Origin of the sequence: Streptomyces canus (genome assembly GCF_030816965.1) — a bacterium.
GTDB classification, from domain to species: Bacteria; Actinomycetota; Actinomycetes; order Streptomycetales; family Streptomycetaceae; genus Streptomyces; species Streptomyces canus_E.
On record NZ_JAUSYQ010000002.1, the window covers coordinates 9,378,463 to 9,399,282 of the forward strand.

Below are 20,820 nucleotides of genomic sequence, written 5' to 3' on the forward strand. Positions count from 1 at the left end.
CTCATCAGGGGAGTACGAACAGCACATGCGTTATCGGGAACTGGGCCGCACCGGCCTGACCGTGTCCGAGATCGGCTACGGCGCCTGGGGACTGGGCCAGGGCGCCTGGGTCGGCGCCGACGACGACTCCGGCGTCCGCGCCCTGCGCCGCGCCCTCGATCTGGGTGTCACCTTCATCGACACCGCCCGGGCCTACGACCGCAGTGAGCGCGTCATCGGCCGTGCGCTCAAGGAGCTCCCCGGCGGCGGGGAGGGCGTACACGTGGCGACGAAGGTCGGGCCGAAGGTGCCCGTCTCCTTGTCGCCGAGCGGACTCGACCCCATGGAGGCGTTCCCGGGCGCGCACCTGCGGGAGAGCCTGGAGACCAGCCTGCGCGAACTCGGCCGCGATCACGTCGACCTCCTCCAGCTGCACACCTGGGAGGACGAGTGGACCGGCCGCGGTGACTGGCTGGAGACGGTGGACGCCCTCAAGCGGGAGGGCAAGATCAGGTACTTCGGGATCTCCGTCAAGGACCACCAGCCCGAGAACGTGCTCACGGTGCTGCGTACCGGAGTTCTGGACACCGTCCAGGTCATCTACAACGTCTTCGAACAGGCCCCGCGCGACGCACTGTTGCCGGCCTGCGAGGAGTACGGCGTCGGCGTGATCGTCCGTGTCGCCCTCGACGAAGGCGCCCTCACCGGAGCGATCCGCACGGGAGTCACCTTCCCCGAAGGCGACTGGCGCAACTGGTACTTCAGGGACGATCGGCCCGCCCAGGTCGAGCAGCATGTCGACGCGATCCTCGCCGACCTGGGCAGCGCCGCCGAGGAACTCCCGTCCACCGCCCTGCGGTTCGCTCTCGCAGGGCGGGCGGTCTCCACGGTCATCGTCGGAATGCGTTCCCTCGGGAACGTGGAACGCAACGCGGCGATCGCCGACGCGCCACCGCTGAGCGAACGGGAACTCGCCGTGCTGACCAAGCACCGCTGGGCGAAGAACTTCTACGGCTGATCCCCGCGAGCGGCGTCAGCGGACCGGGGCGTACTCGAACCAGTACACGTGCGCCTCGCCCGCATCGGCGCCGCCGACGCCGTACAGGCCGAGGTGGACCCCGACGAACCCGCCGGCGCGTTCGGTGCTGAAGAAGGGCCGCTCGATGCTGCCCAGAGTCGTCCGGGCGCCGTCCTCGACGTGGAAGGTGTAGCCGGACTCGTCGCTGTCGACCACGAGGACCACCTCGTCGGATGCCACGGCGACGGCCCCGACCCGGTTGGGGGAGCCCGACTCGTGGGCGGTGAGTACGACGTGCGGGGTACCGGAGGAGTCGGCGGTCAGCGCGAGGGTGGCGTGATGCGAGTGCTGGAAGACGACCAGCCCAGCTTCCTGGGTCGGAGCGGTGGCGGTGAAGCGGACCCGGGCCCTGGCGCGCACACGGAGATGCTGCTGACGGCATGCGACGAACGCAGGGGTGCCCGTACCGGTGAGGGGCTCGGGGGAGAGGCGGATGGTCAGGCCTGCCTCCCCGGGTCCGGGCGAGACGAGATGGCCGACCGGTCCGCGCAGGCTGCTCCACTGCGGGCCGAGCGCTGTGCCGCCGAAGTCGTCCCGCACCGGCCCGACCGGAGCCACGGCCCCCGCGCCGACCCCCGCCGGCAACCGCTCCGACAGCCTCACCCGCCCCGTGTCCGGCGCGAACACCGGCCCGTCGGCGGTCCATTCGACCGGGACGAGGAACACCTCGCGGCCGAGCGTGTGCGTGCCGTCGAGCAGCCGTACCCCGAGAGCGACGGCCCAGGTCTCCCCGGCGGGCGTGTCGACGAGGTCGACGTGGCCGACGTGGTGGATCGGCTCTGCCGCCCCGCGGTGGCGGTGAGTGAGCAGCGGGCTCCTGGGGTCGGTGGAGTAGGGGCCGGTGACGGCGTCGGCGCGGGCTGCGGTCACGGCGTGATGACGCCCGGTTCCGCCCTCCGCGCCGATCAGGTGATAGACCCCGTCGCGCTTGTACAGATGGGGTGCCTCCACCCAGGCGCCGCGCATCGCGCCGTACCACAGCGCATGGGTCGGCCCGGTCAACGCCAGCCTGTCCAGGTCGAGTTCGCGCATCCACAGCTCGCCGGGGCCCGTCACCTCCGGCTCGGCGGCGTCGCGGCAGGCGGTGAACCAGCAACGGCCGTCGTCGTCGAAGAACAGTGACGGGTCGATGCCCTCCGCCTCCAGGACGACGGGGTCGGACCAGGGACCGGCGGGGTCGGACGCCGTGAAGAGGTAGGTGGTGCTGCCCTGGCGGCCCCTCGCCAGGGCCACGACCACGTAGAAGGTGCCTTCGTGATGGCGGATGGTCGCGGCCCAGAGGCCGTCCGAGACGTCGAGCCCGGTCAGCGACACCTGGGACGGGCGGTCCACCACGTGTCCGAGCGGCTGCCAGTCCACCAGGTCGCGGCTGTGGAGGACCGGGATCCCGGGGTAGTACGCGAACGACGACGTGACCAGGTAGAAGTCCTCCCCGACCCGGCAGATCGAGGGGTCGGGGTGACTACCGGCGAGAACGGGGTTGGAGAAGGTCGGCACGGGGCGCACTCCGAGTCGGACGGGAAGGGAATGAACGGGGGCGGGACAGGGGCCCGGGCTGCTTGTTAACGTTAACATCGCCAGGGTGACCGACGGCCGCCGCGGGACGCCGACCCGTCTGATCCGCCGGAGCCCGGGCCATCAGCCACGACAACGGAGAGACGTGCATGCCCACTGCCGCGAACACCCAGCAGCTGACGTTCCCCGCCGACTTCCTCCTCGGCTCCGCGACCGCCGCCTACCAGATCGAGGGTGCCGCCGACGAGGACGGGCGCGGCCCCTCCATCTGGGACACCTACTCCCACACGCCGGGCAAGACGTGGAACGGCGACACCGGTGACGTGGCCGCCGATCACTACCACCGCCTCGACGAAGACCTCGACCTCATGGCGTCCCTGGGCCTGAAGGCCTACCGGTTCTCCATAGCCTGGCCGCGCATCCAGCCCACGGGCCGCGGCCCGGCCCATCCCAAGGGGCTGGACTTCTACAGCCGCCTGGTCGACGGCCTGCTCCAGAGGGACATCACGCCGGTCGCGACCCTCTACCACTGGGACCTGCCCCAAGCCCTGGAGGACGAGGGCGGCTGGACGAACCGTGAGACCGCGTACGCTTTCGCCGACTACGCCCGTGTGGTCGGTGAAGCGCTCGGCGACCGCGTCGCGATCTGGACCACGCTGAACGAACCGTGGTGCTCCGCCTACCTCGGCTACGGCGCCGGAGCCCACGCTCCCGGCCGCAGCGACGGCGCCGCGGCGCTGACCGCGGTCCACCACCTCAACCTCGCCCACGGGCTGGCCGTTCAGCAGCTCAGGGCGGTCACCACCAATGACCCGCAGTACTCGGTCACGCTCAACTTCCATGTCCTGAGGGGCGAGGGCGAGGGTGCCGACGAGGCCGTACGGCGCATCGACGCGCTGGCCAACCGGGCTTTCACCGAACCCCTGTTGCGCGGCCACTACCCGCAGGACCTCATCGAGGACACCGCGGCCGTCACCGATTGGGCGTTCGTGCGGGACGGTGACCTCGACCGGATCCACCAGCCCCTGGACCTGCTCGGCGTCAACTACTACGCCACCACCACCGTCCGCCTCTGGGAGGGCGTGACTCCACGTCAGAACAACGACGGGCACAAGGACATGGGCGGGTCCCCCTGGCCCGGCTCGACCCACGTCGAGTTCGTCGCACAGGAGGGCCCGCACACCGCCATGGGCTGGAACATCGACCCCGACGGGCTCGAGGAACTCCTCCTGGACCTGCACGCCCGGTTCCCGGACCAGCCTCTGGTCATCACCGAGAACGGAGCGGCCTTCGAGGACCACCTCTCCACCGGCCCCGACGGCAGCCACGCCGTCCACGACCCGCAGCGCATCGACTACCTCCACCGCCACTTCGTCGCCGCTCATCGAGCCCTCACCGCCGGCGTCGATCTGCGCGGGTACTTCGTGTGGTCCCTGATGGACAACTTCGAGTGGGGATACGGCTACTCGAAGCGCTTCGGCATCGTCCACGTCGACTACGACACCCAGCGGCGCACGCTCAAGGACAGCGCCCTGTGGTACCGGGAACTGGCGACGACGGGAAGCATTCCGCTGCCGGGGACCCAGCTGGGCTGACCCGACACGGGACCCGGACCATTGGGTGAAGTGTCAACTACGTTTACACTTTCTCCATGGCAGAGACGGTGCGATGGCTGACACCGGAGGAACAGCGCGCGTGGCGTGCCTTCGTCCGGTTGCATGAGCGGCTCGGCGGGCGCCTCGGACGCCTGCTGCAGTCGGAGTCCCATGTGTCGCCGGCCGACTTCGCGGTGCTGGTCCATCTGACGGACACCCCGGAGGGACGACAGCGGTACCAGGATCTGGGCCGGGCGCTGGAGTGGGAGAAGAGCCGGATGTCCCACCACATCGCGCGGATGGCGGGGCGGGGGATGGTGGTCCGGGAGGACTGCCTCGAGGACGCTCGGGGCGCCTTCGTAGTGATCACGGACGCCGGCCGGGCGGCGGTCGAGGCGGCTGCCCCGCGTCATGTCGAGGCGGTACGTGAACTGTTCATGGACCATGTCACCCCGGCCGAACTGCGGGTCCTGGCCGAGGTCTCCGAGCGCGTCATCGGCAAACTGGACGAGGACCCGTCCTGACGGCCCGGTCTGCCGGAGGGTGCTTGACCGGTTGCCCGCCGACCTGGATGAGGATGCAATGTCCGGCATGATCACCCAGGTGCGTCCGCCACGGCCGGTCAGGATCGGCGCTCTCGTTCCGCTGACCAGGCCCGGCTGGGTCGAGGCGGGCCGACATCTGCTCGCCGGACTCGAACTGGCCGTCGGCGAGGTCAATGACGCCGGCGGGATCGGCGGAAGACCGCTCGAGCTGATGGTCCGGGACACCGCGGCCGATCCGCGGCGGGCCGCGGCAGCCGTGGACGAACTGGCTCAGCTGGGCGTGGCCGCCATGGCGGGGGAGTATCACAGCGTCGTCGCCCGCGCCGCTGCCGCCAGGGCCGATGCCCTCGAACTGCCGTTCCTCTGCTCGTCAGCGGTTCTCGACGCGCTGACCGAAGAGCCGACGCAATGGGTCGCGCGCCTCTCCCCGCCGCAGTCCCACGGCTGGCGGATCTACGCGGACTTCCTCCTCGACGCGGGCCACCGCCGCATCGCCGTGGCGACCGAACCGAGCGTCTACTGGGCCTCGGGGGTCCGCATCCTGCGGGACCACCTCGCTCCGCGCGGCGGCACCGTCGTCGAGCTCGATGCGCGGGCGCTCACCCCCGCGGCCGTGTGCGACGCACTCGTCGACCATCGCGCGACAGCCCTCCTTCTGCTGGTCGGCTTCCCCGAGCCGGCGGTGTCGCTCGTCAGGTCCGTCCGCCGTGACCAGCGCCTCGCCGAGACCGTGATCGGTGCTCCGGCCGGGCAACCGGAGTTCGCCGAATGGGCGACATCGCTGGGCGGCGACAGCGCCGCGATCCCGTTCCTGCGCTATCTGCCCGGGCGTCTCGGCCCGCTCGGCGCACGAGTCGCAACGGCCCTGCGTGAGCGGCTGTCCGAAGCGCCCTCTTTCGTGGCCTTCGAGGGCTACGACACGATCACCGTCCTCGCCGACGTGCTGCGTACTCACGGCACGGACCGGGCGCGCATCGCCGCATCGTGGCCGCAGGTGGCAGTGGAGGGCACCCGCGGGCAGATCCGGTTCTCCCGCGCGCCCGGCAGCAGCGTCTGGCAAGGGGCTCGGACGCCGGTCCAGGTCGTTGACCGGGACCCGGCGGAACCCAGCCGCTTCCGGATCCGGTACGCCGGCTGAGAGCCGGGCTTCGGCCGGTCAGGCGGGCTGCCACAGCTCGATGCGGTTGCCCTCCGGGTCGGTGACCCAGCCGAATCGACCGACACCCTCCATGTCCTGCGTCTCCTCGGCCACGTCCGCTCCGCGGGCGCGCAATTGCGCGAGCATCGCGTCCAGGTCGCGAACCCGGAAGTTGAGCATGGTCCGCTGGGTGCGGGACCCGAAGTAGTCGGTCCCGGACTCGAACGTCGTGAACACCGTGGGCCCGGCTTCCTGACGCCACAAGCCGTTCTCATCGGCGTCCAGGCCCAGGCGGTCGCGGTACCACGCGCTCAGGGCAGCCGGGTCGGCGGCCCTGAGGAAATATCCGCCGATTCCAAGCACACGTTCCATGCCGGCCATCTTGCCGGCAGGGGAGGCCGGCAGCGCGGCATCGCCGGGCGGGCCGGATGCCCGCTGGGACCCGGAGCGGCGCGTCACCGATGTCCGCACCGGTGACGCGCCGCCCGTAGCTCAGGCCGTCATGGCGTCGCGGACGAGGGCGGTGTCGACGAACTGCTCGAAGCGGACGATGAGTCCGCCGCGTACGACGAAGTGGTGCGCGACGCGTACGTCGATCGCCTTGCCGGTGGCCTTGTTGACGGCGGTGTAGCGGGCCAGGACGACGACGTTCTCGCCCTCGGCGACGTAGGTGTCGTCGTGAGCGGTCCAGTTCTCCCAGTCCTTGCCCAGCTTCTCCATGACGTTGGACGTGACGCCGTCGGGGGTGCGGTAGGTGCCGGCCAGCGGGAAGCCGGCCATCTCGGTCCACTCCACGTCGGGCGCGAGGGTGGCCCGCAGGGCCTCGAGGTCCCCGGCGGCGGAGGCCAGGTACTGGCGCCGTACGACGTCGGCGGGTGCGGTGGAGGTGGCGAACTCGCTCATGGTCAGCCCCACTTCATCTCGCCCTTGGCGACCTTCGCGCCGATCTGGGCGGCGATCAGCATGCCGTTGTCCGGGTAACGCTTGGTCAGCGCCTCGGTCAGCGCGGCGCCGTCGGCCGCCTTGCCGAGTTCCTCCTCGAAGGCGAGCAGGTAGTCGCGGGTGGCGGTGATGGCGGAGGCGTCGGCGGCGGTCCCGGGCAGGCGGTGGCCGGGAACGACGAGCTGCGGGTCGAGGGCGGCCATCTCGTCGAGCAGGTCGATCCAGGCCGCGCGGTCGGTGGGGGTGGGGGTGTCGGCGACCCAGACGTGCTCCTGCTGGAACAGCAGGACGCCGCCGAGCAGGGCGCGGGACTCCGCCTGCCAGAGGTAGTGGCGGTCGGGCAGACCCGCGGGGCCGCCCTTGAGCTCGAAGCGGTGGCCCTCCAGGGTGAGGTCGCCGGTGAGCGGTTCGAGGTCGACCAGGCGGGTCGGGAGGTTGGGGCCGAGCGCCTCCCAGGCCTTCAGCTTGCCCTCGTAGGAGTGCTGGATGTGCTCGATGACGATCGGGGTGGCGAGGAACGTCGCGTCGGGGAACGCGTCGGCGATCACCTCGGCTCCGAAGTAGAAGTCGGGGTCGGCGTGGCTGACGAAGACGGTGGTGAGCCTCTTGCCGGAGTCGAGGACCGCGGCGGCCAGGCGGTGGCCGTCGGCACGGGTGAACGCGGCGTCCACCAGCAGGGCATCGGTCTCGCCGGTGACGAGGGTGGCGGTCTTGTTCTTGGATCCGGCGGGGAAGTCGAGGTCGAGGATCTTGAAGTCGAGGGTGCTCATGCTCGGGGCTCCTTGGAGGGGTGGAGGAATGCGGGGTCAGGAGAGGCTTGCCAGACGCCGGTCCACCTCGTCGGCGGTGGCGTGTCCGCGGGCCAGAGGGACGACGTGCTCGCCGTCGACGGCGAGAAGGGTGGGGAAGCCGGAGACGCCGAGCTCGGCGGCGCGACGGAAGTCCGCTCGGGCGTCCGCCCGCACCTCGGATCCCTCGAAGGCGGCGACGACGGCGTCGCCGTCCAGCCCGGCGGCAGCGGCGAGGTCCCGGTAGGTGGCGGCGTCGGACAGGCTCCGCCCGTCGACGTAGAAGGCCGCCTGGAGGGTCGTGGCCAGTTCCACGGCACGGTAGGGAGCGACCCGGCGCAGCGCGGCCACGCCGCGGGCGGCGGCCTCGGAGTCCATGACGAACGAGCCGCCGGCGATCAGCCGCTCGTAGGCCTCGCCGAACAGGGCGCCGGTCTGCTCGGCGATCTGGGCGTTGGCCCCCTGGACGTGGCCGAACTCGCGGATCGGTACCCGGCGGCCGCCGGTGAACAGACCGCCGGAGACGACCTCGACCGGCAGGTCGGGACGGAGCGAGACGATCTCGCGCAGCGTTGCCGAGAAACCGTGCGACCAGCCGCAATAGGCATCGAAGACGTAGACGAGCTTCATCGGGGGACCTCGGGGGACGTGGCGCCCGCCTGGTGCGGGCGCTCACCCCTGGCAACATTATCTGACTCGTCAGATATTTCAACGCGAGGGGGTCCGGTCGGGTGACGCGCGTCTCAGCGGGCCGCTCAGGGCAGCAGTGGCAGAGAGTCCCGGGCGGCGTGACTGAGAATGCGCAGGTCCTCCGCGAAGCGGTCCCGGTGGGCGGCGGGCAGGGGCTCAAGGAAGTACCGCTTGATGTTCTCCACGTGCAGCCGGGAAGCGCGTACGGCGGTCTCCTCGCCCAGCGGGGTCAGGCGCACCAGACGTCCTCGCCGGTCGTCCGGGTCCGTGACCCGCAGCACCAGGCCCGCCGCCTCCATCCGGTCCACCAGCCGTGTCGCCCCGCCCGTGCTGAGGACCTGCTCCTGGCTGATCGCCCGCATCGACAGCCCCGGCTCGCCCGCCCGTCCCAGGATCAGCAGCACCTCGTACATCAGGTGGCTGATCCCGCACTCCTCCTCCATCCGCCGGCCCAGGATGTACTCCAGCCGGTTCGCGGCGCCCTGCAGCCTTCCGAACGCCAGGACCAGCGCGTCGTCGGCCGCCTCCCTGGCGGTCGTGATCTCCCTCTGTGCGTCCTGCTCGCCCACGGCACCTCCCATGTGTTCCTAGAGGCGGAACCTATCGCGGTCGACCGGGTGGGGGCGGCTCGGTGTGCCGCCCCCGGCGGCGGCAGGTCGATGCGCCGGACGTGTCCCGCGCGGCTCCGGAGCTCAGCAGCCGTGCACCGGTGCCCGCTCGTCCAGGAGTCCTTCGCCCCGCAGGTCGTCCCACAGCTGTGCCGGGATCTGCGCGCCGAACGCTGCCGTGTTGCCCCGTACTTCCTCCGCCGTGCGCATGCCGACGACGATGCCCGCGACCGCCGGGTGGCGCAGCGGGAACGCCATCGCCAGCTCCGGGAGGGTCACGCCGTGCGCCTCGCAGACGTCGGCGATGCGGTGTGCACGGTGCAGCACGCGCGGCGCGGCGGGGGCGTAGTCGAAGGTGCTGCCCTCGGTGGGGCGGGCCGTGGCGAGCAGACCGGAGTTGAAGACCGACGCCGCCAGGACCGACACCCCGCGGTCCGTGCAGGCGGGCAGGAGTTCGTCCAGGGCACTGTGGTCCAGGAGCGTGTAGCGGCCGGACAGCATCACGACGTCGACGTCCGACTCCCTGACCAGCCGGGTCAGTTTGCCGGGGTGGTACATCCCCGCGCCGATCGCCCCCACCACGCCCTGGGCGCGGAGTTCGGCGAGGGCCGGGTATCCGTCACGCAACGCGTCCTCGAAACGCTCCTCCGCGTCGTGCAGGAACAGCACGTCGATACGGTCCACGCCCATCCGCTCCAGCGAGTCCTCCACGCTGCGCAGCACACCGTCCCGCGTGAAGTCCCACACCCTGCGGTGGGTGGCGGGCACCGCGAAGCTCTCGTCCGTACGGCCCGCCGGGTCCTGCGGGACCAGCAGACGGCCCACCTTCGTCGACAGGGTGAACTCGTCGCGCGGCCTGTCCCGGAGCAGAGCGCCGATGCGGCGCTCGGAGTGGCCGATGCCGTAGTGCGGGGAGGTGTCGAAGTAGCGGATACCGCTGTCCCAGGCCGCCTCCAGGGCGCCCGCGGCCGTCTCGTCGTCCAGCGGTGCGAAGAGTCCGCCGAGCGGACCGCCACCGAAGCCCAGCTCCGTGACGTGCACATCGGTCTTCCCGAGCCGGTTCCGCCTCATCCACCGTTCCCCTCATCGGTCCGACATCGCGCGATCATCCTGCCGTGGCGAGCGCCCCACGGCCAAGGCGATTTACCGGCGCGTGGCTCTCCCACGGGCACAACACCCTTACTCGTACGCCGACTTGCACGCGTACCCCACGGCGTCCGCCAGCCGTGCTCTCCACCGGCTCGTCGGCGCGGCCCGCCTACCTGTCGTTCCAGGCCTCGTAACCGCGGGCGGTGCCCTCGGGGAAACCGTTGTCCCTGAAGGCGGCCAGGGCCATGGTGTCGATGTCGGGCTCGGATCCCGTCCCCCGATAGGTGATCGTGTCCGGGAGCATCGCCAGCGCCGTCGTGCCCTGTCCCTCCTCGTGCGGGCGCAGCTGGACGCGGATGCCGTGCCGGTCCGCCAGCCGGCTGACCACGTACAGACCCATACGCTGGGAGATCGCGACGTCCACGGTGGGCGGGTCGGCCAGGCGGTGGTTGATGTCGGCCAGTTCCTCGGGCGGCAGCCCGATGCCCCGGTCGTGGATCTCGACCATGATCCGGCCGTCGGGCAGTCGCGCCGCGGTGACCAGGACACTGGAGTGCGGCGACGAGAACGTCGTCGCGTTCTCCAGCAGTTCCGCGAGCAGGTGCACCAGGTCGGTCACCGCACGCCCGTGGATCCGGGCCTCCGGGACACCCGACAACTCGACCCGCTCGTACTGCTCCACCTCCGAGGCGGCGGCGCGGATCACGTCGACCAGGGGCAGCGGCTGGTCCCACTGCTGGGCGGGGGTCTCGCCGCCGAGCACGAGGAGGTTCTCGCCGTTGCGGCGCACACGCGTGGCCAGATGGTCCAGCTTGAAGAGGTTCTCCAGCTGGTCGGGGTCGGCCTCCTTGCCCTCGAGACCGGTGATCAGGGCGAGTTGACGCTCGATCAGCGACTGGTTGCGGCGGGCCAGGTTGCTGAAGATGGTGTTGATGTTGGCGCGCAGCAGGGCCTGTTCGGCGGCGAGCCTGATGGCCTCGCGGTGCACGTGGTCGAAGGCGCGGGCGACCTCGCCGATCTCGTCCGTGGTGGTGATCGGGATCGGCGCCACCTGGGCGTCGACCCGGCCCGGGATGGCCCGGGTGAGCTGGGTGAGCAGCGCGGGAAGACGCTGCTCGGCGATCTCGAGGGCCGAGGCGCTCAGCCGGCGCATGCTGGTGCTCATCGTCCGGGCCACCCAGGCGGCGAGCAGGAAGGCGGCGAGGACGGCGGTGAGTACCAGCGCCGCGTTGATGACGGCGTCGTTGCGGGCGTCGTCGGCGATGCTGTGGGCGTCCGCCAGCGCGCTGTCGGTGAGGTACACCTCGACGCTGCGGTACGCGTCGAAGCTGAGGGTCGAGGCGGCGAAGAACGTCTCGGGCGTGATGCCCTGCGCGGCGAGCTGCGCGGCCGACTTGCCCGAGGCGATCTCGGCGGCCATCTTCTCCAGGCTCGGCGGGGCCACGAAGGTCTTCCCCGCCGCCTCGGCCTGCGTCCGGTCCTGCTCGGCCTGCTCCTTGCCCCGCTTCTCCGCGTCGGACAGGGCCTTGCGCAGCCGCGTCATGTCCCCGGCGGTGCCGGCTCCGGCGTACTCCTGGAGCGCGACCTGTTCGAGATAGACGTAGGAGCTGAACGAGCCGAGCTGGACCTGGAGTTCGCCCTCGGCGAGCTTGCCGCGGTCCTCGACGAGGAGGTGCGTGCCGATCGCCCGGATCAGGGATTCGGCGGCCTGGGTGAGGGAGGCGGCGTAGAGGGTGCGGCCGAAGCTGGCCTGGTTGCTGCTGCCGAAGCCGAGCTCGTTGGAGATCTCCATCAGCGGATGCTGGACGGCGTGGTAGCTCTCCTCGGTCTGCACACCGGTCAGCCGGGAGGTGAAGGCGTTCGCACGCACCGACGCGAGCTGCTTCTCGCCGGTGCGGACCAGCTGGACCCGGCGCTGCAGCCCGGCGGTCTGCGGCATCCGCTCCACCGCCTCGTCGAACGCCCTCGCGTCCGCGTCGGTGACGGCCCGGGCCTTGGCGACCACGTTCGACGTCCGGTCGCCCTTGACCAGGGGAATGACCGACACATCCCGTTCGTCGATGGCGTCGCTGGCGTACTTGTTCGCCGCCTGGACCAGTTCGGCCACGCGGACCGCGTCGTCGGCGTCCTGCCAGGTGTCCACGGAACGTTTGACGCGGATGCCGCCGAGGACGAGGGCCACGATCACCGGGATGAGGAGGATGGCCTGGAGCTTTCTGGCCACGCGCCAGTTGCGGGTCCCCCATCCCCTGCGGGGGGCGGACGGTGTGTTCGACAAGATGGCCTCACGGTTCTGGTTCGCCTCGCGTCCTGCACTCCTAATAACGCGGTGCACAGGGGTGGTTGTTCAGATCGGCGCATCGGGCGATTCGAGGAGGGGTGCGCAGGATGAGCGGTTGTGGCCCATTCCTAGCACCACGTCATCACTGTCGACCGGCCTTTCGCCGAAGTGGGTGTTGCCCCGGTGTCACAGATCCCGTCGCCGTCCTGGCCTGCTGAAGGAAACCCCGAACCTCGGCCCCCGTGACACCGGCACGCTCCGCACCCAGTGGAGCCCGTCGATGCCTACCGCGCCCACCGTGAGGCTCACCAGGCCGACGGTCTCCCCGTCCTTACGGATGAGCAGGCTGGGCAGGCTGGACAGAAAGCCGATGCTACGGCGGTCCCGCCGGGTCCCCTGGCAGCGCGACGGAAGCCGCGCGGGACGCCCGCGGACAGGGAGCCGCTCTCAGCGGCGCGGGGCGCGGCGGACCGTCAGGACGGCGACGTCGTCGTGCGGGCCACCGCGGCCGGCGAACGCGCGGGCGTCGTCGTGCAGGGCCTGCGGCAGCTCGGTGGGGGAGAGGCCGACGTACTTCATCAGGCGCTCGTCGACCGGGTAGAACGTGCCGTCCGCGGAGCGGGTCTCCGTCAGGCCGTCGGTGCTCAGCAGCAGCGTCGCGCCCTCGGGGAACTCGAACCAGCCCACGGTCGTGGGCTCGTGGGCGAGTTCGGCCAGGCCGAGCGGGACGCCGGGATCCAGTTCGGGAGTGCTGATCGTCCCCTCGTGCAGCACATGAGGCAGGACGTGTCCGCAGTTGACGGCCTGTACCTCGGTCTCCGCGTCCACGCAGACGACGAGGGCGGTGACGAAGCGTTCGTCGTCACCGGTGTGCAGGGCATAGGAGTTGTGCCGCACGACGGCGGCGTCCAGGGCGTCCACGAGCCCGGTGAGGGTGGGCTCGCGGTTGGCCACCTCCCGGAAGGCGCCGATGACGGCGAACGCGGAGCCCACGGCGGCGAGCCCCTTGCCCTGCACGTCCCCGATCAGCACCCGGGTCCCGAAGGGCGAGTCGACGACGTCGTAGATGTCGCCGCCGACCAGCCGTTCCTCCTGGAGCGGCTCGTACACGCCGTTGACCAGGACGTCGTCGGTGAGCAGGGGGAGAGGGTGCAGGATGTGCCGTTGCATGGCCGCGGCGGTCGAGCGCAGACGCAGCATCGCGTGCTCGCGTCGGATCCGCCGGTGGCAGGCGTAGACGGAGGTGGCCGCCAGGGCCAGGGTGAACAGGATCAGCAGGAGCCGGTCGAACCAGTGGCCCCCGTCGCGGTCCCGCAGCAGCACACTGGCGGTGACGACCATCGCCGTCCACACGGCGACGAACGTCGTCTGCCGGACCGTGCCCAGCGCCGAGGCGGCGCCCGGCAGGAACACCAGGAGCCCCAGGAGCCACACCTCGGAGCCGGACAGCGTGCCGAGGACCTCGACCAGGCCCGTCACGGTCACCACCCCGGCGACCAGCTGGACGTTGCCCGGAGGCTCGATGGCGTCGAAGGTGTCGCCAGGTCTCTTGCGGCGGCTACCTGTCATGCGTGCTCCCGGGCAGGTGGTGATCTCCCCCTACGGTATGCAGGCCCGCTCAGGCCCGGTGACACGCCCCGCCGATCCGACCGGCCGAGCGGCTCGGATACGACGTCCTGCTCTCGGCGGCGGTCCAGGGGCGCAGCGAGGCCAAGGCGGTCGAGGCCCTCCTCGGGCACCACTGCGAGGCGCTGATCCTGCTCGGCTGCGACGCGGACGCCGGCTGTCTCGACGCGCTCGGTCAGCGGGTGACCGTATCGGTCAGCCGTCGAGCCCCGCCGGCCCGCGTGGACGTCGTGCACAGCGCCGAGAGCAAGGGTGTCCGGCAGGCCACGGACCACCTGATCGAACTCGGCCACCGCAGGATCGTGCACATCGACGGCGGCCGGGGCCCCCGGTCCGCCGAACGGCGGCGCTCCTACCGGGCCGCGATGCGCCGGCACGGCCTCGAGTCGGAGACCCGGGTCATCCCGGTGAGCACACCGAGCAGTCCGGTATCGAGACCGGCAGGCCGCTCCTGGCGGAGCGGGACCGCGGGCTGCCGCTGCCGACCGCGGTGCTCGCGGGCAACGACCGGTGCGCAATGGACCTGTTGATGCCGCCGGCCCGGGCCGGTGTCGAGGTTCCGCGGGACATGTCCGTCGTCGGTTACGACGACAGCCACCTCTCCCATCCCATGCCGATCGGCCTCACCACTGTGCGCCAGGACGCGGTGCTGATGGCCGAGCGCGCGGTGCGGTTCGCCGTGGAGCGGCTGGAGAATCCGCAACTGGAGCCGCACGAGGCCGTGTGGGACCCGAAGCTCGTCGTGCGCGGCACTAAGTGGGCCACCGCCGCGGGAAGCGTCCGGAAGGTTTCGCCGCGGGCCACGGCTGCGGTCAGGGCGGCGTCGATGCTCGAGACGGCCGCCGCCGCGTGGACGTGTCCGTCGGCCGGCTGCCCGGGTGCCGAGCCCCCGCCTCAGCCCTCGTACTCCCGCAGTTTGCGGTACAGCGTGGCCCGCCCGATGCCGAGTACCGCCGCCGCGCGGGACTTGTTGCCGCCGTGACGGTGCAGCGTCTCCAGGATCGTGGCGCGTTCGGCGTGTTCCATCGGGCTGAGCGGACGGACGGCGGGCCCTTCCCGCACGGTGCCCGGCAGTTCGGCCCGGCGCACCGGCCCGGAGGCCCGGCGGTGTTCCGCCAGCGCCTGGACGACATGGGCGAGTTCGGTGACGTTTCCGGGCCACGGATGCTGTTCGAGCGCGCGCAGGGCGTCCAGGGTCCAGGTCAGCGGAGGATTCCCCGGTGCGGGGCGCGGCGTGAGGGCCGACAGCAACTCCCGGATGTCCTCGGTGCGTTCACGCAGTGGCGGGAGGACGACCGTGCGGGCGGCCAGTTTGTCGAGGAGCCGTTGAAGGCAGGGGCCGGGCGCAGTGCCGGGGGTGTGGGTGACCAGCAGCCGGGCGTCCGGGTGCGCGTCGAGCAGGGAGTTGAGCGTGGCCACGGCGGGCTGCGTCAGCCGCTCGGCGTGCCGGAGGATGAGGGGGCTCACCGCGGCCCATGCCGTCAAGACCCCCTCGAGCGCGCCGCCTTCGGCCGCGTCGACGGTCTCGATGTCGGCCGGACCCAGCAACTCCCGGGCCAGGGCGGTCTTCCCCGTTCCTCGTTCACCGGTCAGCAGCACGGGCTCGGGGGAGCGGACCAGTTCGGCGGCGCGTTCCACGGCGTACCGCCACGGAAGGGAGGACCCCGTCAGACGGGGGAGCGGGCGTGGCCTGGGCCGCGGCGTGCCTTGGTCCTGCGGCTCCAGGACGGCCACGATCCCCATGACCACGCCCGCCTGCCGCACCAGGTCGATCCGAGCGCCGCAGCCCGCTCCCTCGGGCAGCTCGGCGCCGGCCGGCGCGTCCGTGTGCCGTGCCGTCGTCGCCGTACGCTCCAGAACCCGAAGGACCTCCTCAGTCATCAGCCGCTCCGCCGCCGCGCTGATCAGGCGGTTGCGGCCGTCCAGTGCGACCACCGCGCGGTCCTCTTCACACGCGGCTCGCAAGTAGGCGTCCAGAAGAACCTGTTCGGCACGTCCCGCCCGGGCGAGAAGTTCGGCCTCCACGGCAGCGGCAGCGGCCTCGGCGAGGGCTGCCTGCGGGTGCGGCGGGCATCCGCCGCACAGGTGGGAGGCGACGGTGAGCGTGCCGAGTGCCTGTCCGCTCTTCGGCGCGAGCACCGGGACGCTGACCGCCGACACGTCCTGCCACACGTCGAGGAAGTGCTCGGGTCCGTGCACCTCGGCCCGGCGCCGACTGCGCAGGGCGAGGGCCGCGCTGTTGTGGCCGACCTCCTGCTCCGACAGCCCCGGGAGCGGGGTGAGCTCGGGCGCGCTCCCGGACGTCCACAGCACGCGCAGTCGCGCGTCGGTGAGGAGGAGGACCGAGCGGCCGGTGTCCAGGGCGGGGGCGATCCGTTCGAGCACCGGACGGGCGGCGCCGAGGAGCGGCGACTCGACCGGCCGGGGCGGAGAGGCGGCCGGCTCCTTCAGGTCGTGCGGTACGCCGAAGAACCGGGCCCGCCGCCACGCCGCGAGGACCTCCTCCGGCACACCGTCGGGCAGCGGGCGGCCGGACAGGAAGCGCTCACGCGCCACTCGCAGCGGTGGGAGGGCGTGGACGGCGGGGGAGGGCTCTGTGGTGGTCACGACGTACCCACCGTAGCGGGTTACGTTGAACGGGCAACGACTGGCTCGCGTGCAGGCGGCGTCCGGCGTGACGGCTGCGGGCGTGCCGGGGGGTGTGACGTGGCGGTTGCCACGTTGAACGGGCAACGACTGGCTCATGCGGAGGCGGCGCCCGGAGTGACGGCTGCGGTCGTGCCGGGGGGCGTGACGTGGCGATTGCCGCGCGTCGGGTGGTGGGTGGTGTGGCGGTTGCCGTGCGTCGGGTGGTGGGTGGTGCGGCGGTTGCCGCGCAGGGCGGCGGTGTCAGATGAGGGGCCAGTCGCGCGCAGTAACCGATGCCCGTGTGGCGGCTGCCCGCACGACGGCCGGGTTGCGTGCTGAGTCTGGCCCCGGCACCCGCTGCCTCCTCTCCTGACCGCCCGCGTCCTGGCACCCGCTGTCTCCTCCACCGACCGCCCGCGTCCCGGCACCCGCTGTCCCCTCCACCCACCGCCCGCCCGGCACCCGCTGCCGATGTCTCGTATTGAGACACCCGCACACCGTCGTACCGCACCATGATCAAGACTGTCCGTCGTCCGTGAGCCCACGTCAGGAGCGCCCCGTGTCCCCCGTCGTCGAGACCGACGTCCTGATCGTAGGCAGCGGCCCGGCCGGAGCCTCGGCCGCGCTCGCCCTGAGCACCTACGGCGTCCCCAACATCGTCGTCACCCGCTACGCGAGCCTCGCCGACACCCCCCGCGCGCACATCACCAACCAGCGCACGATGGAGGTGCTGCGCGACCTCGGCGTGGAACAGGACGTCATCGCTCAGGCGACCCCGCAGCATCTGATGGGCAACACCACCTTCTGTACGAGCCTGGCCGGCGAGGAGCTGGGCCGGGTGCGCTCGTGGGGCAACGACCCGCTCGTCCAGGCCGCTCACGACCTCGCCAGTCCGACCCGCATGTGCGACATGCCGCAGCACCTCATGGAGCCGGTCCTCGTCGACGCGGCCGTCGCCCGCGGCACCAGCCTGCGCTTTCAGACCGAGTACCTCTCCCACACCCAGGACGCCGACGGCGTGACGGTCACCGTGCGAGACCGGCTGCGCGGAGACACGTACGAGATCCGCGCCAGGTACCTGATCGGCGCGGACGGCGGCCGCTCCAAGGTCGCCGAGGACGCCGGGCTGCCCATGGGCGGCCAGATGGGCGTGGCCGGCAGCATCAACATCGTCTTCGAGGCGGACCTGGCCAAGTACACCGCCCACCGGCCCTCCACCCTCTACTGGGTCCTCGCCCCGGGCGCCACCGTCGGCGGCATCGGTGCCGGCCTGGTGCGCTGTGTGCGGCCGTGGAACGAGTGGATGATCGTGTGGGGGTACGACGTCACGGCGGGCGCCCCCGACCTGACCACCGAGTACGCCGAGTCGGTCGTGCGCCAGCTGGTCGGCGACGACGAGATCCCCGTGACGATCAAGTCGTCCTCGGCCTGGACCGTCAACGAGATGTACGCCGAGACCTACTCCAACGGTCGCGTCTTCTGCGCCGGTGACGCCACCCACCGCCACCCGCCGTCCAACGGCCTCGGCTCCAACACCTCCATCCAGGACTCCTACAACCTCGCCTGGAAGCTCAAGCTCGTCCTCGACGGCACCGCCGCCCCGAAGCTCCTCGACACCTACACCGCCGAACGCGCCCCCATCGGCAAGCAGGTCGTCACCCGCGCCAACCAGTCGATCGGCGAGACCGCCCCGATCTTCGACGCCCTCGACGGACTCTCCCCGCAGACCCCCGAACAGCTGTGGGCCAACATCGCCGCCCGCAAGGACACCACCGAGGCCGCCGAGAAGCAGCGGGCCCGGCTCCGCGAGGCCATCGCCTTCAAGGTGTACGAGTTCAACGCGCACGGCGTCGACCTCAACCAGCGCTACACCTCGGACGCCATCGTCCCCGACGGCACCCCCGCGGAGACCTTCGCGCGCGATCCCGAGCTCCACCACCAGGCCACCTCCCGCCCCGGCGCCCGCATCCCGCACGCCTGGATCACTTCCGGCACTCGCACCCTCTCCACCCTCGACACCGTCGGAAAGGGCCGTTTCACCCTGCTGACCGGTATCGGCGGCGAGGGCTGGATCCGGGCCGCCGCGGCACAGGGCGTCGAGATCGCCACCGTGGTCATCGGTCCCGGGCAGGAGTACGAGGACCCGTACGGCGACTGGGCGCGCCTGAGCGAGATCTCCGAGGCGGGCGCGCTGCTCGTACGGCCCGACGGGTTCGTCGCCTTCCGGCACGCGACCGCCGCGCCGGACGCCGAAACGCTCCTGACGGACGCGCTGCGGCAGATTCTCGGCCACGCCTGAGGCCAACCCCGACACAGGCCCCCACACACCGGGCGCGCAATCATGGAAGAAGCGACACGTCGACGAGGAGGAGCCGGGATGACCACCGACGCGATCGGAGCCGGCGTCACCGAGGAGGCCGTCGCCAGCCTCCACGCGACCGCCGATCCCCGCCTGCGCGAACTGCTCGCCGGTCTGATCGGCCACCTGCACGACTTCGTGCGCGAGAGCCGGCTCACCCAGGAGGAGTGGGAGAAGGCGATCGCCTTCCTGACGGCGACCGGGCAGAAGTGCACCGACACCCGGCAGGAGTTCATCCTGCTCTCGGACGTCCTCGGCGTCTCCATGCTCGTGGAGACACTCAACGGCGAGCGCGTACAGGGCGCCACCGAGTCCACCGTGCTCGGCCCCTTCCATATGACCGAGTCGCCCGTGCGGGAACTCGGGGACGACATCGACCTGGTGGGCGGTGCCGAGCCGTGCGTGGTCAGCGGCCGGGTGCTGTCGGCGGACGGCACCCCGCTGCCCGGTGCCGTCCTCGACGTCTGGCAGGCCGACGACCAGGGCTTCTACGACGTCCAGCAGCCCGACGTACAGCCCACGGGCAACGGGCGCGGACTGTTCACCGCCGACGCCGAGGGCCGCTTCTGGTTCCGCACCTGCGTCCCGGCGCCGTACCCGATCCCCACCGACGGCCCGGTCGGCGACCTGCTCGACGCGACCGGACGCCACCCGTTCCGGCCCGCCCACATCCACTTCATCGTGGGAGCCGAAGGCCACACCCCCGTCACCACCCACATCTTCGTCGCGGGCAGCGACCACCTCGACTCCGACGCCGTCTTCGCCGTGAAACAGAGCCTGGTGCAGGACTTCGCGACGACCGACGACCCGTCCCTGGCCGCGGAGTTCGGCATCCCGAACCCCTTCCGGCTCGCCCGCTTCGACCTGGTCCTGGAGCCGAACGCATGACGTTCTCGGCCGACTTCACCTACGAGAGCCGTCCCGTGCGGGTCGTCCTGCGGTCCGGCGCCGCCGTGACCGCGACTCCCGGTGAGGCCGAACACCTGGGACTGCGCCGCCTGTTGGTGGTGTGCGGCAGCCGGGGCGAGGCCGTGGCCCGGGCGGTGGCGGACGCGCTCGGCGACGCGTGCGCGGGGCTGCACGCCGAGGCCCGTATGCATGTACCCGTCGAGGTCGCCGACCGGGCCGTGGCGGTGGCCCGCGCGGCCGGGGCCGACGGGGTCGTCGCGGTCGGCGGCGGCTCGTCCATCGGCCTCGGCAAGGCGATCGCCCTGCGCACCGGGCTGCCGCTGATCGCCGTGCCGTCGACCTACTCGGGCTCCGAGATGACCCCCGTGTGGGGCCTGACCGAGGGCGGCGTCAAGCGCACCGGCCGCGACCCGAAGGTCCAGCCCCGCAGTGTCGTCTACGACCCCGAGCTGACCGTCTCCCTGCCGGTGCCGCTCACCGTGACCAGCGGCATCAACGCCCTCGCCCACGCGGTCGAGGCGCTCTACGCCCCGGACACCTCGCCGCTGATCGCACTGATGGCCCAGGACGGCGTACGGGCGATGGCCAAGGCGCTACCCCTGCTCGCCGCGCGGCCCGACGACCTGGACGCGCGCGGCCGGGCCCTGTACGGCGCGTGGCTGTGCGGAGCGTGTCTGGGGGCGACCACCATGGGGCTGCACCACAAGCTGTGCCATGTCCTGGGCGGTACCTTCGGCCTGCCGCACGCCGAAACGCACACGGTCGTCCTGCCGTACGCCCTCGCGTACAACGCCCCCGCCGTTCCCGGTGCGTTGACCCTACTGGGCCGGGCACTCGAGGCCGACGACCCGGCACGAGCCCTGTGGGATCTGGCCGGGCGCCTGGGCGCGCCGCGCTCCCTCGCCGAACTCGGTCTCAAGGAGACCGACTTGGCGGAGGCGGCCGTACAGGTGGCGGGACAGCCGTACGCCAATCCGCGTCCTGTGACGGCGGAGGGCGTGCGGGAGGTACTCCAGGCGGCCTATGAGGGACGTCGACCATGAGTCCCGC

The 20,820-nt window shown here is 71.6% G+C and carries 17 protein-coding genes and 1 pseudogene; 8 read left to right on the plus strand and 10 right to left on the minus strand.

From position 1 onward, the window contains the following. The first annotated feature begins 25 nt into the window (after positions 1-25). Entirely contained in the window at positions 26-997 is a 972-nt protein-coding gene (locus tag QF027_RS43780; protein WP_307081013.1) for an aldo/keto reductase, read from the plus strand. Positions 998-1,012: 15 nt separating this feature from the next. Here the strand turns inward: QF027_RS43780 and QF027_RS43785 are convergent, their stop codons facing one another. Further along, on the minus strand, positions 1,013-2,554 hold the full coding sequence (locus tag QF027_RS43785; protein WP_307081015.1) for a glycoside hydrolase family 43 protein: 1,542 nt from the start codon (positions 2,552-2,554) through the stop codon (positions 1,013-1,015). 167 nt (positions 2,555-2,721) lie between these two features. Here QF027_RS43785 and QF027_RS43790 point away from each other — a divergent pair, with 167 nt between their 5' ends. Genes QF027_RS43790 through QF027_RS43800 form a run of 3 tightly spaced genes read left to right on the plus strand, consistent with a single transcriptional unit; the run spans position 2,722 to position 5,850 of the window. Next, positions 2,722-4,167, plus strand: a complete 1,446-nt coding sequence (locus QF027_RS43790; protein WP_307081017.1) for a GH1 family beta-glucosidase — start codon at positions 2,722-2,724, stop codon at positions 4,165-4,167. Positions 4,168-4,223: 56 nt separating this feature from the next. Next, positions 4,224-4,691, plus strand: coding sequence for a MarR family winged helix-turn-helix transcriptional regulator (locus tag QF027_RS43795; protein ID WP_306973302.1), 468 nt, complete (start codon positions 4,224-4,226; stop codon positions 4,689-4,691). Positions 4,692-4,749: 58 nt separating this feature from the next. Further along, positions 4,750-5,850, plus strand: coding sequence for an ABC transporter substrate-binding protein (locus tag QF027_RS43800; RefSeq protein WP_307081019.1), 1,101 nt, complete (start codon positions 4,750-4,752; stop codon positions 5,848-5,850). A gap of 18 nt (positions 5,851-5,868) precedes the next feature. On the opposite strand, the gene QF027_RS43805 is transcribed toward QF027_RS43800, so the two are convergent. From QF027_RS43805 to QF027_RS43840, 8 genes are all read right to left on the minus strand, one after another. Then, a complete protein-coding gene (locus QF027_RS43805) occupies positions 5,869-6,222 on the minus strand; it encodes a VOC family protein (protein WP_307081021.1) in 354 nt (117 codons plus the stop codon). 120 nt (positions 6,223-6,342) lie between these two features. Beyond that, positions 6,343-6,753 (minus strand): nuclear transport factor 2 family protein, encoded by a 411-nt coding sequence (locus QF027_RS43810; protein ID WP_306973299.1) that lies wholly within the window; start codon positions 6,751-6,753, stop codon positions 6,343-6,345. Positions 6,754-6,755: 2 nt separating this feature from the next. Next, entirely contained in the window at positions 6,756-7,562 is an 807-nt protein-coding gene (locus tag QF027_RS43815) for an MBL fold metallo-hydrolase (protein WP_307081024.1), read from the minus strand. A gap of 36 nt (positions 7,563-7,598) precedes the next feature. Then, the gene (locus tag QF027_RS43820) at positions 7,599-8,210 is read right to left on the minus strand and encodes a DsbA family protein (protein ID WP_307081026.1); all 612 of its coding nucleotides are present in this window, start codon (positions 8,208-8,210) and stop codon (positions 7,599-7,601) included. 125 nt (positions 8,211-8,335) lie between these two features. Further along, on the minus strand, positions 8,336-8,839 hold the full coding sequence (locus tag QF027_RS43825; RefSeq protein ID WP_307081028.1) for a MarR family winged helix-turn-helix transcriptional regulator: 504 nt from the start codon (positions 8,837-8,839) through the stop codon (positions 8,336-8,338). Between the two features lie 123 nt (positions 8,840-8,962). Next, positions 8,963-9,949: an aldo/keto reductase gene (locus tag QF027_RS43830; protein ID WP_307081030.1), complete on the minus strand. Its 987-nt coding sequence runs from the start codon at positions 9,947-9,949 to the stop codon at positions 8,963-8,965. A gap of 187 nt (positions 9,950-10,136) precedes the next feature. Beyond that, positions 10,137-12,191, minus strand: coding sequence for a sensor histidine kinase (locus QF027_RS43835; RefSeq protein ID WP_373432475.1), 2,055 nt, complete (start codon positions 12,189-12,191; stop codon positions 10,137-10,139). Between the two features lie 504 nt (positions 12,192-12,695). Then, complete coding sequence (locus tag QF027_RS43840; protein ID WP_307081034.1) at positions 12,696-13,817, minus strand: PP2C family protein-serine/threonine phosphatase; 1,122 nt, start codon at positions 13,815-13,817, stop codon at positions 12,696-12,698. Between the two features lie 83 nt (positions 13,818-13,900). On the opposite strand from QF027_RS43840, the pseudogene QF027_RS43845 reads away from it, so the two are divergent. Then, positions 13,901-14,647 (plus strand): annotated as a pseudogene (locus tag QF027_RS43845) (LacI family DNA-binding transcriptional regulator); the annotation flags it as partial. 121 nt (positions 14,648-14,768) lie between these two features. Here the strand turns inward: QF027_RS43845 and QF027_RS43850 are convergent. After that, positions 14,769-16,481 carry a helix-turn-helix domain-containing protein gene (locus QF027_RS43850; protein ID WP_307081036.1) on the minus strand — a complete coding sequence of 571 codons (1,713 nt, stop codon included), beginning with the start codon at positions 16,479-16,481 and terminating at the stop codon, positions 14,769-14,771. A 580-nt stretch (positions 16,482-17,061) separates the two neighbouring features. Between QF027_RS43850 and QF027_RS43855 the strand changes: the two genes are divergently transcribed. The 3 genes from QF027_RS43855 to QF027_RS43865 all read left to right on the plus strand — a co-directional run bounded on the left by QF027_RS43855 (position 17,062) and on the right by QF027_RS43865 (position 20,813). Beyond that, positions 17,062-18,801, plus strand: a complete 1,740-nt coding sequence (locus QF027_RS43855; RefSeq protein WP_307081038.1) for an FAD-dependent oxidoreductase — start codon at positions 17,062-17,064, stop codon at positions 18,799-18,801. Positions 18,802-18,879: 78 nt separating this feature from the next. Further along, positions 18,880-19,749: an intradiol ring-cleavage dioxygenase gene (locus QF027_RS43860; protein ID WP_306973290.1), complete on the plus strand. Its 870-nt coding sequence runs from the start codon at positions 18,880-18,882 to the stop codon at positions 19,747-19,749. Continuing rightward, complete coding sequence (locus QF027_RS43865; protein ID WP_306973289.1) at positions 19,746-20,813, plus strand: maleylacetate reductase; 1,068 nt, start codon at positions 19,746-19,748, stop codon at positions 20,811-20,813. Before QF027_RS43860 ends, QF027_RS43865 begins: the two co-directional genes overlap by 4 nt. Positions 20,814-20,820 lie beyond the last annotated feature (7 nt).